The sequence below is a fragment of the Streptomyces sp. H27-D2 genome (assembly GCF_035828615.1).
Taxonomy (GTDB): Bacteria; Actinomycetota; Actinomycetes; order Streptomycetales; family Streptomycetaceae; genus Streptomyces.
In genome coordinates, this window is sequence record NZ_JAYMZR010000130.1 from 1 (window position 1) to 16,152 (window position 16,152).

The 16,152-nt window shown below is 71.8% G+C and carries 14 protein-coding genes and 1 pseudogene; 8 read left to right on the forward strand and 7 right to left on the reverse strand.

Going from position 1 to position 16,152, the window contains the following annotated elements; all coding sequences use genetic code 11:
• The first annotated feature begins 462 nt into the window (after nucleotides 1–462).
• A complete protein-coding gene (locus tag QMK28_RS31020; protein WP_326443026.1) occupies nucleotides 463–912 on the forward strand; it encodes a PTS sugar transporter subunit IIA in 450 nt (149 codons plus the stop codon).
• A 76-nt stretch (nucleotides 913–988) separates the two neighbouring features.
• Nucleotides 989–2,659, forward strand: a complete 1,671-nt coding sequence (gene ptsP, locus QMK28_RS31025; protein WP_326443027.1) for a phosphoenolpyruvate--protein phosphotransferase — start codon at nucleotides 989–991, stop codon at nucleotides 2,657–2,659.
• Between the two features lie 103 nt (nucleotides 2,660–2,762).
• Here ptsP and QMK28_RS31030 read toward each other — a convergent pair whose 3' ends face one another.
• Both QMK28_RS31030 and QMK28_RS31035 read right to left on the reverse strand, forming a co-directional pair.
• Nucleotides 2,763–3,725, reverse strand: a complete 963-nt coding sequence (locus QMK28_RS31030) for a hypothetical protein (RefSeq protein ID WP_326443028.1) — start codon at nucleotides 3,723–3,725, stop codon at nucleotides 2,763–2,765.
• 96 nt (nucleotides 3,726–3,821) lie between these two features.
• On the reverse strand, nucleotides 3,822–5,858 hold the full coding sequence (locus QMK28_RS31035; RefSeq protein ID WP_326443029.1) for an acetoacetate--CoA ligase: 2,037 nt from the start codon (nucleotides 5,856–5,858) through the stop codon (nucleotides 3,822–3,824).
• Between the two features lie 214 nt (nucleotides 5,859–6,072).
• On the opposite strand from QMK28_RS31035, the gene QMK28_RS31040 reads away from it, so the two are divergent.
• From QMK28_RS31040 to glpK, 6 genes are all read left to right on the forward strand, one after another.
• Nucleotides 6,073–8,538 carry a glycoside hydrolase family 31 protein gene (locus QMK28_RS31040; RefSeq protein ID WP_326443030.1) on the forward strand — a complete coding sequence of 822 codons (2,466 nt, stop codon included), beginning with the start codon at nucleotides 6,073–6,075 and terminating at the stop codon, nucleotides 8,536–8,538.
• Nucleotides 8,539–8,602: 64 nt separating this feature from the next.
• Nucleotides 8,603–9,454 carry a M15 family metallopeptidase gene (locus tag QMK28_RS31045; protein WP_326443031.1) on the forward strand — a complete coding sequence of 284 codons (852 nt, stop codon included), beginning with the start codon at nucleotides 8,603–8,605 and terminating at the stop codon, nucleotides 9,452–9,454.
• A 120-nt stretch (nucleotides 9,455–9,574) separates the two neighbouring features.
• The gene (locus QMK28_RS31050; protein ID WP_326443032.1) at nucleotides 9,575–9,715 is read left to right on the forward strand and encodes a hypothetical protein; all 141 of its coding nucleotides are present in this window, start codon (nucleotides 9,575–9,577) and stop codon (nucleotides 9,713–9,715) included.
• Nucleotides 9,716–9,746: 31 nt separating this feature from the next.
• Nucleotides 9,747–10,100, forward strand: coding sequence for a DUF962 domain-containing protein (locus QMK28_RS31055; protein ID WP_326443033.1), 354 nt, complete (start codon nucleotides 9,747–9,749; stop codon nucleotides 10,098–10,100).
• Nucleotides 10,101–10,317: 217 nt separating this feature from the next.
• Nucleotides 10,318–11,034 carry an MIP/aquaporin family protein gene (locus tag QMK28_RS31060; protein ID WP_326443034.1) on the forward strand — a complete coding sequence of 239 codons (717 nt, stop codon included), beginning with the start codon at nucleotides 10,318–10,320 and terminating at the stop codon, nucleotides 11,032–11,034.
• A 26-nt stretch (nucleotides 11,035–11,060) separates the two neighbouring features.
• Nucleotides 11,061–12,590: a glycerol kinase GlpK gene (gene glpK / locus QMK28_RS31065; RefSeq protein ID WP_326443035.1), complete on the forward strand. Its 1,530-nt coding sequence runs from the start codon at nucleotides 11,061–11,063 to the stop codon at nucleotides 12,588–12,590.
• A 144-nt stretch (nucleotides 12,591–12,734) separates the two neighbouring features.
• On the opposite strand, the gene QMK28_RS31070 is transcribed toward glpK, so the two are convergent.
• The 5 genes and pseudogenes from QMK28_RS31070 to QMK28_RS31090 form a co-directional block, all read right to left on the reverse strand.
• Nucleotides 12,735–13,346, reverse strand: coding sequence for a GTP-binding protein (locus QMK28_RS31070; RefSeq protein WP_326443036.1), 612 nt, complete (start codon nucleotides 13,344–13,346; stop codon nucleotides 12,735–12,737).
• Between the two features lie 278 nt (nucleotides 13,347–13,624).
• The gene (locus QMK28_RS31075) at nucleotides 13,625–14,431 is read right to left on the reverse strand and encodes a VOC family protein (protein WP_326443037.1); all 807 of its coding nucleotides are present in this window, start codon (nucleotides 14,429–14,431) and stop codon (nucleotides 13,625–13,627) included.
• A gap of 472 nt (nucleotides 14,432–14,903) precedes the next feature.
• Entirely contained in the window at nucleotides 14,904–15,320 is a 417-nt protein-coding gene (locus QMK28_RS31080) for a DUF742 domain-containing protein (protein ID WP_326443039.1), read from the reverse strand.
• Between the two features lie 24 nt (nucleotides 15,321–15,344).
• Nucleotides 15,345–15,785, reverse strand: a complete 441-nt coding sequence (locus QMK28_RS31085; protein ID WP_326443038.1) for a roadblock/LC7 domain-containing protein — start codon at nucleotides 15,783–15,785, stop codon at nucleotides 15,345–15,347.
• Nucleotides 15,782–16,152 (reverse strand): annotated as a pseudogene (locus QMK28_RS31090) (histidine kinase); the annotation flags it as partial. The pseudogene QMK28_RS31090 and the gene QMK28_RS31085, both read right to left, overlap by 4 nt.

A 16,152-nucleotide genomic window follows, 5' to 3' on the forward strand; every position in this document is an offset into this window, starting at 1 on the left:
AGGAACCACAAGCAGAACGAAATGTCCTGCCCGGGGTGTTTAAGTCTGGCGTTGACTTTTGGCACGCTGTTGAGTTCTCAAGGAACAAACGCTTCCTTCAACCCTGTTTCACCAGGCTCTCCGGGCGTCTCGTTCGGTGTTCCACCACACTATCAGGCCGAATTTCGCTTTCGAACCACGATCCGTTGTGAGTACGCAGGATCAAGCCCGAAAGGTGAATCAGGATTTGATAGGTGCTGCCCTCGTCGTGTCCGCAGAAACTGCGTCCTCTTGACCGGGGCAGGTGTCAGACAGTACAGCTCCGACCAGGTCGAGGCAAATCGATTCGGCGGCCCCGACACCGCCGCGGACGGCCTCGTGGGGCGGAATCCTCAGTTCCTATGACTTACGCTTCTGATCGGTACGCCGTCCTGGACAGGTAGTGACGGCGGCTGATAAATCACCGCCCCTGGGAGGCTTCCCATGACCACCGTGACGTCCCCGCTCACCGGACGCGCCATCGGACTCGCGGCAGTGCCCGACCCGGTCTTCTCCGGCGCGATGGTCGGCCCCGGCACCGCCATCGACCCGGTGCGCGAGCCCTCGACGGCAGTAGCGCCGGTCGACGGCATCATCGTCTCGCTTCACCCGCACGCGTTCGTCGTCGTCGACGATCAGGGGCACGGTGTGCTGACGCACCTGGGCATCGACACCGTGCAGCTCAACGGCGAGGGCTTCGAACTCCTCGTCAACAAGGGCGACACCGTTCGACGCGGCGACCCCGTCGTCCGCTGGAACCCGGTAGCCGTCGAGGCGGCCGGCAAGTCCCCGATCTGCCCGATCGTGGCACTCGAAGCCACCGCTGAGTCTCTTGCCGATCTGCGCGAGGACGGCGACGCGAAGGCCGGAGACGCTCTCTTCACCTGGCAGTGAGTTCCGCGCAGAGTTGATGACGCGTACGACATCCACCGCGGCGGCCTGACCGTCGCATCAATCGGAGACGGGTGAAATGGAGACAACCCTGCGAGGCGTCGGCGTGAGCCACGGAGTGGCGATCGGCGAGGTGCGGCACATGGGGACGGCTGTGCTGGAACCGCCGGCCAAGCAGATCCCCACGGAGGAGGCGCCGCGTGAACAAGGCCGCGCGCGCCAGGCCGTGGAAGCTGTGGCCGCCGACTTGAACGCGCGCGGGCACCTGGCCGGGGGCGAGGCCCAGGCCGTGCTCGAGGCACAGGCCATGATGGCTCAGGACCCGGATCTGATGGCCGACGTCGAGCGTCGCATCGCGGTCGGCAGCACAGCCGAGCGCGCGGTATACGACGCCTTCGACTCCTACCGGACGCTGCTGGCAGGCGCCGGCGAGTACCTGGCCGGCCGGGTCGCCGACCTCGACGACGTGCGGAATCGTATCGTCGCGCGTCTGTTGGGCGTGCCGATGCCGGGTGTGCCGGACAGCGACGAGCCGTATGTGCTGATCGCGCGGGACCTCGCTCCCGCCGACACCGCGCTGTTGGACCCGACCTTGGTGCTCGGCTTCGTGACCGAGGAGGGCGGGCCGACGAGCCACAGCGCGATCCTCGCCCGTGCGCTGGGCGTGCCGGCCATCGTCGCGATGCCCGGTGCCGGCGAATTGGCCGAGGGCACCGTCGTAGCGGTGGACGGCAGCACCGGTCAGGTCTTCGTGAACCCGAGCGCCGAGAAGCGCGCTGAGCTGGAAGGCGCTGCTGCCGCCCGCAAGGCCGCGGTCGCGGCCTCGTCCGGTCCGGGTGCGACCTCCGACGGGCACAAGGTGCCGCTGCTCGCCAACGTGGGCGGGCCGGCGGACGTACCCGCCGCGCTTGAAGCGGGCGCCGAGGGCGTCGGGCTGTTCCGCACCGAGTTCCTCTTCCTCGACGACTCCGCGAAGGCGCCGTCGGAGGAGAAGCAGGTCGAGGCGTATCGCAAGGTGCTGGAGGCGTTCCCCGAAGGCCGTGTCGTCGTACGCGTGCTGGACGCGGGCGCGGACAAGCCGTTGGACTTCCTGACGCCCGCCGACGAGCCGAACCCGGCGTTGGGCGTGCGGGGACTGCGGTCCCTGCTGGAGCACCCGCAGGTGCTGCGCACTCAGCTCACCGCGCTCGCCAAGGCCGTCGAGGGGCTGCCCGTCTACCTTGAGGTCATGGCCCCGATGGTGGCGGACCGCACCGACGCGAAGGCGTTCGCCGACGCATGCCGTGAGGCCGGGTTGCAGGCGAAGTTCGGCGCGATGGTGGAGATCCCGTCCGCCGCGCTGCGCGCCCGTTCGATCCTGCAGGAGGTGGAGTTCCTTTCGCTGGGGACCAACGACCTCGCGCAGTACACCTTCGCCGCCGACCGTCAGGTCGGCGCGGTGTCCCGGTTCCAGGACCCCTGGCAGCCCGCGCTGCTCGACCTGGTCGCGCTGTCCGCGGACGCGGCCAAGGCCGAGGGCAAGAGCTGTGGTGTGTGCGGCGAGGCAGCGGCCGATCCGCTGTTGGCCTGTGTGCTGACCGGTCTCGGTGTGACCAGCCTGTCGATGGGCGCAGCCTCCATTCCGTACGTGCGCGCGTCGCTCGCCAAGCACACGCTCGCGCAGTGCGAGCGTGCGGCGGCCGCCGCGCGCGCCGCTGACACCGCCGAGGAAGCGCGCCGCGCCGCGCAGGCGGTGCTTTCCGGGGAGTGACCACCGGTTCGCCGGTTCACCGTTCGAGGCTCCGATGGCCGCACCGCCCCTGGCGGTGCGGCCATCGGGCTTCTCGATCAGCGAGACCGGTCAGGGTGGCCGGTCAGGCTTTCCTGTGGTGATCGTCGGGTGGGGGCAGGTCGATGCCCGCCCGGTACTCGACGTTGGGCTCCGGGGGAATCGGCTCCCCCGTGTCGGCGTCGGTGCAGTAAGCCGTGAAGACCTCTCCTTCCGAGAGGGAGCGCAGCCAGCCCTTGAGCAGCGCCCAGCCGCGGACGACGTCCGGCGACTCCCCCGCGCTGGTGCGCAGCACCAGGCCGCCGGGGCTGTCCGCCGCGATGCCTGCCGCCAGCACCGTGCAGAAGACCAGCGCTTCGGCCTCGATCAGCCGCACCAGCCCCGCCGTGCACTCGACGTGCAGGACCGCGAGCAGCGGGGCGTCGCCCGCCGGAACGCTGCAGACGAGGTGGTGGCTGCCCGATCCCACAGCGTCGATGAGCGCGCGCAGTGCCTGGGAAGCCAGGTTGAAGGACGCGTGGCCCAGATCCTCGCCGCAGTCGGCGCAGGCGCCGGAGCGGGCGAGCACTTCTGTGGCGTAGTCCCAGGTGGCCTGGCGTTCCGCTTCCTCGATCAGCAGCGGGACGAGTCGGCCGATGGGCTGGCCCCGGTAGGGGACGGCCGCGCCGGTGGCGGCCGTCTCGGCGGTGTAGCGGGTACGGCCGGCCGCCGTGTCGGGGTCGATGCCGGCGTCGGAGCAGAACTCCTCATAGTCGACCGGGTCGAAGAGGGCGACAGTGGTGTGCACGCCCTGAGCGCCGAGCGACCGCAGCAGTCCGTCCACTTGCCGCAGGGACGCGCCGTGGTCGCGGAAGGAGAAGCTCGCGTAGCGCCGCATCACCGCGAAGTCCTCCGCGTCGGCCAGCACGGCTACCGTGCTGGGCACTTCCCGGCGCAGCCTGCGCCGGGCGCTGGGTTGCTGCGAGTGCTTGCGGTGGCTCTGTTGGCCGCGGCGCTTCTGTTGCTTGTGGTGCCTGTGTTGCTTCTGGCCGTTCCTGGTCTGTGCCATGACTCCCCCTCAGCACATCCGAACATTGCTCACTCACCGTAACCGAGGGCACTGACAACGGAGGGTGACGAGCATGCCGAGGGGTGCCGGGCCGGATCAGGCGGGGCGGTCCTGGGTCTTGCGCTCCCGGGCGAGGGCTTCGTAGAAGTGCAGCAGCTCGATGTTGTCGACGGAGCCGGGATTGACGGCCTTGGCCAGCGGGGTGCCCTGGAGCAGGCGTTTGACCGGGACCTCGATGCGCTTGCCGGTGAGCGTGTGCGGGATGCCGGGCACTTCGATCACTTCGTCGGGGACATGGCGCGGTGAGAGCTGCTCGCGGATGATCCGCTTGATGCCGGCGCGCAGCGCGTCGTCGAGCGCGGCGCCTTCGGCGAGGTGCACGAAGAGCGGCATCCAGTAGCCGCCGTCGGGCAGCTCGAGGCCGATGACGAGGGACTCGCGGATTTCGGGGAGCCGCTCGACGGCCTCGTAGATGTCGGCGGAGCCCATCCGGACGCCCTGACGAGTGAGTGTGGAGTCGGAGCGGCCATGGATGACGACGGTGCCGCGCGAGCTGATGGTGATCCAGTCGCCGTGCCGCCAGACGCCGGGGAACATCTCGAAGTAGCTCTCGCGGTAGCGGTCGCCGTCCGGGTCGTTCCAGAAGCGGATCGGCATGGACGGCATGGGGTTGGTGACGACCAGCTCGCCGACTTCTCCGATGACCGGCTTGCCGTTCGGGTCCCATGCCTGGAGGTCGGTTCCCAGGCAGGCGGCCTGGAGCTCGCCGATGTGCACCGGGAGGGTGGGGACGGCGCCGGCGAAGCAGCTGCAGACGTCGGTGCCGCCGCTGACGGAGGCGATCCACAGGTCTTCGCCGACGGCGTCGTGCAGCCAGCGGAAGCCGTCGGGCGGGAGCGGGGATCCGGTGGTGGCGACGCACTTGACGCGCGAGAGGTCGAAGTCGCGGCCGGGGTGGACGTCGGCCTTGCGGCAGGCCATGACGTAGGCGGCGGATGTGCCGAAGAGGGTGGCTCCGGTGCGCTCAGCGATCCGCCATTGGGCGGCGGTGTCGGGGTAGCCGGGGCTGCCGTCGTACAGCACCACGGTGGAGCCGACGAGCAGGCCGGAGACGAGGAAGTTCCACATCATCCAGCCGGTGGAGGTGTACCAGAAGAAGCGGTCGTCGGGGCCCAGGTCGCAGTGCAGGGCGAGCTGCTTGAGGTGTTCTACGAGGATCCCGCCCTGGGACTGGACGATGGCTTTGGGCAGGCCGGTGGTACCGGAGGAGTAGAGCACCCACAGCGGGTGGTCGAAGGGGACCTGCTCGAATTCGGGCACGGTGTCCGCTGCTGTGAGGTCCGCCCAGTTCAGGGCGCCGTCGGGAGCGGGGGTGCCGAGCAGCGGGATGTGCACGACCGCGCGCAGGGTGGGCAGCTCACGGCGGAGTTCGGCCACGGTCTCCGTGCGGTCGTGCACCTTGCCGCCGTAGCGGTAGCCGTCGACGGCGAAGAGGATGACGGGCTCGACCTGTTCGAAGCGGTCGAGGACGCTGCGGGCGCCGAAGTCGGGGGCGCAGGAGGTCCAGACGGCGCCGACCGCGGCGGTGGCCAGCAGGGCGACGACGGAGTGCGGGATGTTGGGGAGGTAGCCGCTGACGCGGTCGCCGGGGCGGACGCCGAGGCGGCGCAGCTCGGCGGCGAGGGAGCCCACTCGGCGTCGGAGTTCCGCCCAGCTGACCGGCTCGGGGGCGTTGTCCTCCCCCGTCTCCTCGGTCACGTGGAGGAGGGCCGGCGTCGCGGCGCGGGCCGGGTCCTCGGCGGCGCGCAGGGCGTGTTCGGCGTAGTTGAGGGTCGCGCCGGGGAACCAGCGCGCGCCGGGCATCGCGGGGTCGGCGAGAACGGTGTCGTACGGGGTGCCGAAGCGGACCCCGGACCAGTCCGCCAGGGCCTGCCAGAAGGTCGTCAGCTCGTCCACGGACCAGCGGTGCAGCGCGGCGTAGCTCGCGGCCGGGTCGCCGGGGGTGCCGGCGGGGGCTCCGTACCGTTCGGCCGCCCAGCTCTGGAAGCGCGTGACCTGGGCGTCGGCGATCCGGTCCGGTCCCGGCTGCCAGAGCGGCTCCGGGTTCGGTGCGGGTTGCGATGCGGTGGTCATGATGCGGCTCCCGGACTGTGCGCGTGGTCAGCGTCGGTTCGCGCACGGGCTGGGGTGTGCGCGTGACGCGGCTGAGCAGGACGATGCCATGTGATCGACTCCGGCACCAGGGCGGGCCCCCTATAGCGGGCGCGGCGGCGGTGTGCTCCGGCCACGGGTGAACGGAAGCTGAACGAGCCGCGGATCGGGTGGCCGCGGTGGGAGGGTGAGCGGCATGGACAGGCATGACCTGGTGCGGTGGTTGAAGGTGACGGGTACGGCGCAGGGGCGGCGCTCGGCGCGGTCGGCGTGGCGGCGTCGGCGCGCGGACGCGGTCGGGCTGCCCCGGCGGGGCGCGGAGCGGGCGCGGGTGCCGGGTCCGGCACTGGGTGCGGAGCCGCAGCCGGGGGGTGGGGTGGTGCGGTTCGCGCGGTCGTCGCTGCGGGTGCGGGTGGCGGTCGGGGGCGCGGTGTTCTGCGGCTGGGACGGTGCGGAGCCGGAGCCGTCGTACGCGCTGGCCGGCCCGTGCCCCGAGGCGGACGCGCGGGCGGTGCTGGAGCCGGACACGGACGGCGGCTGGCGGGTGGTGTCCGAGCGGTTGCTGGTCGCGGTGTCCCGGCACGGGGCGGTGGAGGTGCGTACGCCGGGCGGTCTGGTGCTGCGGCGCGACCTGCCGCCGCGGTGGTGGGAGCCGGTGTCCGGGGATTCGGGAGGGCGCGCGGAGGGTGCGAGGGGCGCGGAGACCGAGACGGGCGCGGGCGGGGCGGATGAGCGCGGTGCGCCGGAGCGCGGGGCGGGCGAAGGGGGCGCGTCCTCGGTCGGCGCGCGCTGGGTGCAGCGGTCGGAGGTGGCGGCGGACGCTCGCTTCTTCGGCCTCGGCGGCCGGGCGTCCGGCCCACGGCTGCGGGACGGTTCGTACCGGCTGTGGAACACCGATCCGGGCGGCGCCGTCGAGCCCGGGGACGATCCGCTGTACATCACGATGCCGGTGCAGCTGGTGGTGGCGGACGCGGGCACCCACCTGGTGTTCCACGACAACCCGTGGGACGGCCGGGTGCGGCTGCGCGAGGGCGAGGAGGGCGCGGGCTCCGGGCACGACCGGCCCGGGACCTGTGAGCTGCGGATGGACGGCGGGCCGCTGCGCTATTGGGTGGTGGCCGGTACGCCGGCGCGCGTGCTGCACGGCTGGACGGCGCTCACCGGCTCGCCCGCGCTCCCCCCGCGCTGGGCGCTGGGCCACCATCACGCGCGCTGGGGGTTCGGCAGCGCGGACGAGGTCCGGCGGGTGGTGGCGGGCTACCGGGAGCGGGGGCTGCCACTGTCGGCCGTCCATCTGGACATCGACCACTTCAGGGACCACCGGGTCTTCACGGTCGACACCGATCGCTTCCCGGATCTGCCGGGGCTAGCCGCCGAGCTGCGCGCCGACGGGGTCCGGCTGGTGTCGATCATCGATCCGGGGGTGAAGGCGGAGCCGGGCGAGGCGGTGTACGACAGCGGCTCGGCCGTCGGCGCGTTCGTACGGGACGCCCGGGGGCGCGAGGTGCGGGGCGTGGTGTGGCCGGGCGAGGCGGTCTTCCCCGATTTCACCGATCCGCGGGTGCGCAAGTGGTGGGGCGAGCTGTACGCGGAGCGGCTGGCGCAGGGGTTCTCCGGGGTGTGGCACGACATGAACGAGCCGGTGTCCTTCGCGGCCTTCGGTGAGCCCACGCTGCCGCGCTCGGCCCGGCACGTCCTGGAGGGCAGGGGCGGTGACCACCGGGAGGCGCACAACGTCTACGCGCTGACCATGGCACGGGCCGGTTACGAGGGGCTGCGCGAACTGCGGCCCCAGGAGCGCCCGTTCCTGTTCTCCCGCTCGGGCTGGGCCGGGATGCAGAGGTACGGAGGCTCCTGGTCCGGCGACCTGACGACCGGTTGGCCGGGGCTGCGGGCCTCGTTGTCGCTGGTCATGGGGCTCGGGTTGTGCGGGGTGCCGTACTCGGGCCCGGACACCGGCGGGTTCACCGGCTCGCCGTCGCCCGAGCTGTACCTGCGGTGGTTCCAGCTCGCCTCCTGGTTCCCGCTGTTCCGGACGCATTCGGCGATCTGGGCGGGACGGCGGGAGCCCTGGGAGTTCGGGCCGGAGGTCCTGGAGCACGCGGCCGGCGCGCTGCGCGAGCGCGAGCGCCTGATGCCGTACTTCGAGACGCTCGCCCGGCTCGCACAGCTGACCGGCGCTCCGTATGTGCGCCCGCTGTGGTGGAGTGCGCCGCGCGACCGCGCGCTGCGGGACTGCGAGGACGCGTTTCTGCTGGGGGACGCGCTGCTCGTCGCGCCCGTACTGCGGCGCGGCGGGACGCGGCGGGCGGTGCGGCTGCCGCGCGGGCGCTGGTACGACACCACGACGGGGACCGCGTACGAGGGCCCGGGGCAGGTGCTGTTGGACGCGCCGCTCTCGCGCATCCCGGTGCTGGCGCGGGCCGGTGCGGTGTTTCCCGTCACCGGGCCGGACGGCGGGGTGGAACTGGAGGTGTGGGCCCCGGCCCCGGGGCGTACGGGCAGCGGGCTGGTCATGGCCGGGGGCGGCGACGGCTGGGAGCGGCCGACGCTGGAGCGGTTCAACTCACGGCTGACGGACGGCCGGGTCGTCGTGGAGCGGCAGGGGGCGGACGAGGTGGGCTACCCGGTGCGGGTTCGGGGAGCGGCCGGATCCCCGTAAGGAGCGGGAACAGTGCGGCGGCGCCCTTCCCTCGCGGTCGTCCCAGCTGATAGATGAGTGAGCCATGCCGACTACCGCTGCCACTGTACGTACCCGGGCCCGCTTGTTGATCTCCGGCGTGTGCGCCGCGCTGCTCGCCACCGCCGTCCTCACCCCGGACGCGCAGGCGACCGAGCCGGTCCGGGCCGCACCGGAGCCCAGGGCTCCCAAGGAGTTCGTCGCGCTGCGCGCTGTGGACCCGACGATCCTCCAGGAGATCCGCTACTTCACCGCGCACAACTTCATGGGCGAACGGGTCGACGGCTACCGCCGGCCGATGTGCATCCTGACCAGGCCCGCGGCGCGCGCTCTGCACCGCGCGCAGGTGTCGTTCCTCCAGCGGGGCTATTCGCTGAAGGTCTACGACTGCTATCGGCCGCAGCGCGCCGTGAACCACTTCGTGGCGTGGGCGAAGGATCTCGACGACGAGCGGATGAAGCGGGAGTTCTATCCGAGGGTCGACAAGTCGAGGCTGTTCGAGGACGGCTACATCGCCGAGAAGTCCGGTCACAGCCGCGGCAGCACGCTCGACGTGACGCTGGTGAAGCTGCCCGCGAAGCCCACGCGGCCGTATGAGCCCGGGGAGCCGCAGGCGCCCTGCTTCGCGCCTGAGGGCCGGCGTTTCCCCGACAACTCGATCGACATGGGGACCGGCTACGACTGCTTCGACACGCTGTCGCACACCCTCGATCCGCGTATCCGGGGCAAGCAATTGCGCAACCGGCTGTTGCTCAAGAGCACCTTGGACGGGCTGGGGTTCGTCAACCTGGCCGAGGAGTGGTGGCACTACACCTTCAAGCCGGAGACGTTCCCGGACACGTACTTCGACTTCCCGGTGTCCCGCCGGTCGCTGTCCGGCCACCCGGCCCGTCGCTGATGGAGCCGGGCGCGCGGACCGCCTCGCGCGCCCCCTCGCCGCGCCGTGGCGGTTCGGGCCGCAGTGGTTCTGGCCGCGGTTAAGCCGCAGTCATTCGGGCCGGGGTACGGGACCACCCCCGTGGGTTCCGTGCCCCCGGCCCTGCTGTTGTGGACGCGGCTGCGCCCGTTCCGGTTCAGCGCTTCGGTCATGGATCTCGCGGACCCGGCCGGTCGCGCCGAGATCGCTGACGAGAAGGTCTGCTCGGCCAGGAGGTGCTGACAGCGTCCGGGGGCGGCGCTAGCGTGCGGGCATGGCTACTCACGAGTTCGCTTCCTACGAGGAGTTCTGGCCCTACTACGTCGCGATGCACTCGAAGGCCGCGACGCGCTGGCTGCATCTGACCGGCACGCTGACCGGCCTGGCCGTCTCCGTGTACGGCCTGTTGCGCGGGCGCCGCCGGCTGCTGCTCGGGCTGCCGCTGATCGGCTACGGCACCGCGTGGCCCGCGCACTTCTTCATCGAGGGCAACAATCCGGCGAGTTTCGGGCATCCGGGATGGTCGCTGCGCGGCGACGCGCAGATGATCCGGACGATGCTCGCCGGGCGGGACGCGGAGCTGGCCGAAACCGCACGGAAGTGGCTCGCCGAGAACGGTGAGGTGTGACAGCCGAAGCCCTCGATGATCCCGGCTGCCGTTGCTGTCCACGACCTTGACGCTCCATCAGTGCCGGTGAACACTTCCGGATGTCAGTCGACACCGCCGTTCCTCGGCACCCCCGGCCGCGCCCCTCACAGGGGCGGAACCAATGCGCCGGCATGCGGGAACGCACCCTGCACGGAGGACCGGGGCGAGCGCCCCGGGCGAGGGCCAAGGAGACACAATGGAATATTCCAACGGGGATATCTTCGTCGGTGAGATCATCGGCACCGCGATTCTGATCCTGTTCGGCGCGGGCGTCTGCGCCGCCGTCACCCTGAACCATTCGAAAGCGAAGGCGTCCGGGTGGGTGGTCATCGCCTTCGGATGGGGCTTCGGCGTCCTCGCCGGGGCGTACACCGCGGGGCCGCTGTCCGGCGGCCACCTCAACCCGGCAGTCACCGTGGGCATCGCCATCGACACCGGCGACTGGGACAAGGTGCCGCTCTACATCGCGGGCCAGATGGTCGGCGCCGTACTCGGCGCGGTACTCGCCTGGCTGGTCTACTACGCACAGTTCGGCGCCAACGAGGAGCCGACACTCGGCATCTTCTCGACCATCCCGGAGATCCGCAATCCGGTGGCGAACCTCATGACGGAGATCATCGCGACGATCGCGCTGGTGCTCCCGATCCTGGCCTTCGGACTCACCAAGGGACTCGGCGAGTCCGGCACCCAGGCGCTGATCGTCTCCTTCCTGGTGGTCGGCATCGGCCTCTCGCTCGGCGGGCCGACCGGCTACGCCATCAACCCGGCCCGCGACCTGGGCCCGCGCATCGTGCACGCTCTGCTGCCCATCCCGAACAAGGGCAGCTCCGAGTGGACCTACTCCTGGGTACCGGTTGCCGGTCCGCTGATCGGCGCGGTGTTGTCCGGTCTCATCTTCAACGCAGCATTCTGAGCAGATCCGAGTAAGGAGACGCCGGCATGGAAGCCACGACGGACAAATACGTCGCCGCGATCGACCAGGGCACCACGTCCAGTCGCTGCATCATCTTCAATCACGACGGCGCCATCGTCGCCGTCGACCAGCGCGAACACCGCCAGATCTTCCCGAAACCGGGCTGGGTGGAGCACGACGCCACCGAGATCTGGTCCAAGGTGCAGGCCGTGGTGGCCGGCGCGGTCGCCAAGGCGGGCCTGCGCCCCGAGCAGCTCAGCGCGCTCGGCATCACCAACCAGCGCGAGACGACCGTGCTGTGGGACCGGGCCACCGGCAAGCCGGTGCACAACGCGGTCGTGTGGCAGGACACCCGCACCGCCGCGCTCTGCAAGGAACTGGGCGGGGAGATCGGCCAGGATCGCTTCCGGGACATCACCGGACTGCCGCTCGCGAGCTACTTCTCCGGGCCCAAGGCGGTCTGGCTGCTCGACAACGTGCCGGGGCTGCGCCGCCGCGCCGAGAACGGCGAGATCGCCTTCGGCACCATCGACTCCTGGCTGATCTGGAACCTCACCGGCGGGATCGACGGCGGGGTGCACGTCACGGACGTCACCAACGCCTCGCGCACCCTGCTGATGAACCTGGAGACCCTCCAGTGGGATCAGGCCATCCTGGACGCGATGAACCTGCCCGCGGCGATCCTGCCGGAGATCAAGTCCTCCTCCGAGGTGTACGGAACGGCCGTCGGCCAGCTCGGCGGGGTGCCGGTGGCCTCCGCGCTGGGCGACCAGCAGTCGGCGATCTTCGGCCAGACCTGCTTCGGCGTCGGCGAGGCCAAGAACACCTACGGGACCGGCAGTTTCCTGCTGCTCAACACCGGCAACCGGCCGGTGGCCTCCAAGAACGGGCTGATCACCACCGTCGGCTACCAGCTCGGCGGCCAGCAGCCGGTCTACTGCCTGGAGGGCTCGATCGCGATCACCGGCGCCCTGGTGCAGTGGTTCCGCGACCAGCTGGGCATCATCAAGAGCGCCGACGAGATCGAGACCCTCGCGGCGAGCGTCTCGGACAACGGCGGCGCGTACATCGTGCCGGCCTTCTCCGGGCTGTACGCACCGTACTGGCGCTCGGACGCGCGCGGCGTCGTCACCGGCCTGACCCGCTACGTCACCAAGGCGCACCTGGCGCGCGCCGTGCTGGAGGCGACCAGTTGGCAGACGCGTGAGGTCGTCGACGCGATGTACGAGGACTCCGGGGTGCGGATCACCGCGCTGAAGGTGGACGGCGGCATGACCGTCAACAACCTGCTGATGCAGCACCAGGCGGACGTCATCGGGGTGCCGGTGATCCGCCCGGTGGTCGCCGAGACCACCTGCCTGGGCGCGGCCTACGCGGCCGGTCTGGCCACCGGCGTCTGGCAGGACCTGGAGGAGCTCAAGGCGCACTGGAAGCGCGACACCGAGTGGACCCCGCGGATGGGGGCCGAGGAGCGCGAGCGCGAGTACGGGAACTGGCGCAGGGCGGTGGAGCGCAGCTTCGGCTGGGAGCAGGACGCGCCCGCCGCCGACGCCTGAGGGTCCAGTGGGCCGCGGCCCGTACCCCTGACGCCGGGGTACGGGCCGCCATCCGGCCCGTCGTCCCCGGACGGCGGGCCGCGTTCGTCGCCGGCCGCGCGGCAGCGCCGTCATCGGGCTGTCGGGCCGGCGTCACCGTCATCGTCAGGTGGTGACCGGCCGGCGGCGCCCCGCGCCGACCTTCACGGCGTGTTCGACCACCGCGACCAGCACGTCCCGGGCGGAGCCGCGATCGCGCGCGTCGCACCGCACCACCGGCACCCCGGGGTCGAGGTCGAGCGCGTCGCGCAGGGTGTCCTCCGAGTAGAGGTCCGCGCCGTCGAAGCAGTTGACGCCGATGGTGAAGGGGATGCCCCGGCGCTCGAAGTAGTCGACCGCGCCGAAGCAGTCCTCCAGCCGGCGGGTGTCCGCGAGCACCACCGCGCCCAGCGCGCCCAGCGCCAGCTCGTCCCAGAGGAACCAGAAGCGGTCCTGGCCCGGGGTGCCGAAGAGGTACAGCACCAGGTCCTCGCGGAGCGTGATCCGCCCGAAGTCCATGGCGACGGTGGTGGTGGTCTTGCCCTCGACGCCGCCCGTGTCGTCCACCGGACGGCCCGCCTCGCTGAGCAACTCCTCGGTCCGCAGCGGTTTTATCTCGCTCACGGCGCCGACCAGGGTCGTCTTGCCGACCCCGAAGCCGCCCGCGACCAGGATCTTGAGCGTCACCGGCTCGACGGGGGCCTTGCCGCGGCTCCGTTCGGAGCGCCCGAAGACCATCGATCTCTTCTCCTGGATTGCTGTTCATGCAGGTCAGAAGCGTCCATGGCGCTGAGTTGTCAGCGACCAGTCAGCATCGGTCAGGGAACGATACAACGCGGTCGCCGGAGCGCTCCTCGCGGCGTCGAAACGTTCATCGAGGACTGTAGCCGGGACGGCCTTCCCCGCTCCTCCCGGCCCGGCAACAACCGCCGCTGCACGGCTGGTTGGACGCGATCCGGCAGGGCGATCCGACCTAACGCGGCCCCCGCCCGTCGCGCGGGGCCCTCCAGGGGCTCTCAGAGCGCTTCTGCGGGGGCGGCGACGGCCGCGTCATGGCCCTCCACGGTGAACAGGCCGCCCGCCGGGTCGCGAAGCGTCGCCGTCCGCCCGCGCGCGGTGGCCTGCGGGCCCTCCACGACGGTGCCGCCGGCCTCCGCGGCCCTCCGTGCGCAGGCGTCCACGTCATCGACCCGGAAGTGCACCTGCCAGCGCGGCCGGATCTGCGGGGAAGGGGCCGCCTCGACCGCGCCGCCGCGCAGGCCCGCCACCAGCTGGCCGCCGAAGCGCACCATCACCACGTCGTCCTCGTACTGCACGTCCCAGTGGCCGGGCTCGCCGGGGACCCAGTCGAAGACCTCTCCGTAGAAGATCGCCGCGGCGAAGGCGTCCATGGTCCGGAGTTCCAGCCACGCGGGGGCGCTGCCGTTGCCCACGTGCCAGCCCGGCAGCACCTCGCCCTCCCAGAACCCGAACGAGGCCCCGGCCGGGTCGGCGGCGAGGGCCGCGCGGCCCTTGCCGAGCGCGAGGGGCCCGACGGCCACCGTCGCCGACCGCTCCCGGATACGGGCCGCGACGAGGTCGGCGTCGGCGACCGCGAAGTAGGCGGTCCAGGACACCGGGATTCCCATCGTGTGGGCCACCGCGGCGACGCCCGCGACCGGCACGCCGTCGGAGATCGCGACGGAGAAGTCCTCGCCCAGGCTCCCGGCCCGGAATCGCCAGCCCAGCACCGCTCGGTAGAAGTCCTGTGCCGCCTGCATGTCGCGCGTCGTGAGGCTCACCCAGCAGGGTGCGCCCGAGGACGCGGAGGATGTTGACTGCATGGCTCGTCTTGCTCCCATGGGGGCAGCCTTCGTTCCGTACTCGACTCGTTGGCACGCTCTGGTCGCGGGACCCACACGGCCGACGACCATCGAGGATTACCACCTCGGGTCGCCGCCTGCCACTCGGGTCCGTCGGACGCGAGGCGGTATGACCGGGTCTCCGCGCGCGGCGCGGCTCTCGCCCGGTGCGGCTCCCGCCCACCATCATCGCCCGACATCGCCCATGGCGCAGGGGGACACTCCGCGCCCTGCGCGGCCCGCCGCGTCCGCGCGGCCTGCGGCGCGCGGACGCGGGACCGGCTCGTACGGGCCGGCGCGCGCCGGGTGGAGCCGCCTTGACGCCCCCGGTCGCGCCCCTTCCGCGCCGGTGCGGGCCCGGCGGTGTCCGTCTGCGCTCGCGCGTGCCTGTCTGTGCCCGCCTGTGCGGAAACGGCCGCGGCGCGGCTCCCGGCGCGCGCCCGCGAGCCGTCGCTCAGAGCGCCCGCAGGCCCTCGATCACCTCGCGCAGGATGCTCTCGTCCGGCAGCTCCGCCGGCGGCACCGGCCTGCTGACCCGGACCAGCTCCGCGTCCAGCAGATCGCCGATGAGCACCCGCACCACCCCGACCGGGAGGTCGAGCTCGGCCGCGAGTTCGGCGACCGACTGCGGCAGCGCCCGGCTCAGATCGACGATGTCGAGGTGCTCCGGTGACAGCGTCTGGTCGACCGTGATCCGGCCGATTCCGCCGCCGGGCAGGTCGGGCCCGTCCTCGGCGACGACCATCGCGATCAGGTCGAGCTTCTCCTTGGCCGCGCTGCGGGTACGCCCGCGTGTCATGGCGTACGGCCGAACCACCGGCCCGGCCGCATCGTCGAACCAGCGCGTCGACTGCCCGCTGTCCCCCGTCATGTCACCCCCGGTCATCCGGACCCATCACCCTCCAGCAGGCTGCCCGGACCGCGGCGCGGTGCCCAGGTGCGTGCCCACGCGCTTGACCAGCAGCGTCATCTCGTACGCCACCTGCCCGACGTCCGAGTCGGCGTCGGTCAGCACCGCGAGGCAACTGCCGTCGCCCGCCGCGGTGACGAACAGGAACGCCTCGTCGAGTTCGACGAGGGTCTGGCGGACCCTGCCCGCCTCGAAGTGCCGGCCCACGCCCTTGGCGAGGCTGTGGAAGCCGGAGGCGACCGCCGCGAGGTGTTCGCTGTCCTCGCGGGTGAGGTCCTTGGACGCGCCCGTCGCCAAACCGTCCCCGGAGAGCACGAGCGCCTTGCGGATGCTGCCCACCCGGTCGACCAGTTCGTCGAGGAGCCAGTTCAGCTCGCCCGACCCCTTCGACGAGGTGTTGCGTGCTGCTGCCTGCGGTGCGGTCATCGACCGTCCCCCTCCGATGTGGTTCCTGGTGCCGTGCGTCCCGTGTCTTCGGGGTCGGCCGCTTCCTGCTGCCGCCCACGCTGCCAACCGCGCTGTACCGAGGCCATCCTGGCCCGTACTTCTTCGGCGTCGCGCTCGGGCTCCGGTTCCGCCGCCTTTCGTTCCGCCTCCGCGGTGGGCTCGGCCTTCAACTGCGGGGCGAGGTTGGCCTGCCGGACGCGCCGGGGCAGCCCGCCCGGGCCCGCCGCGGGCTTCCTGTCGGGCCGGGGCCTGCTCTCGCGCTCCTCGGCCGCCGCGGACTCCCGGGACGACTCGGCGTCGGAGCCGCCGGAGCTCTCGGCGCCCCGGCCCCCGACCGAGCGTCCGT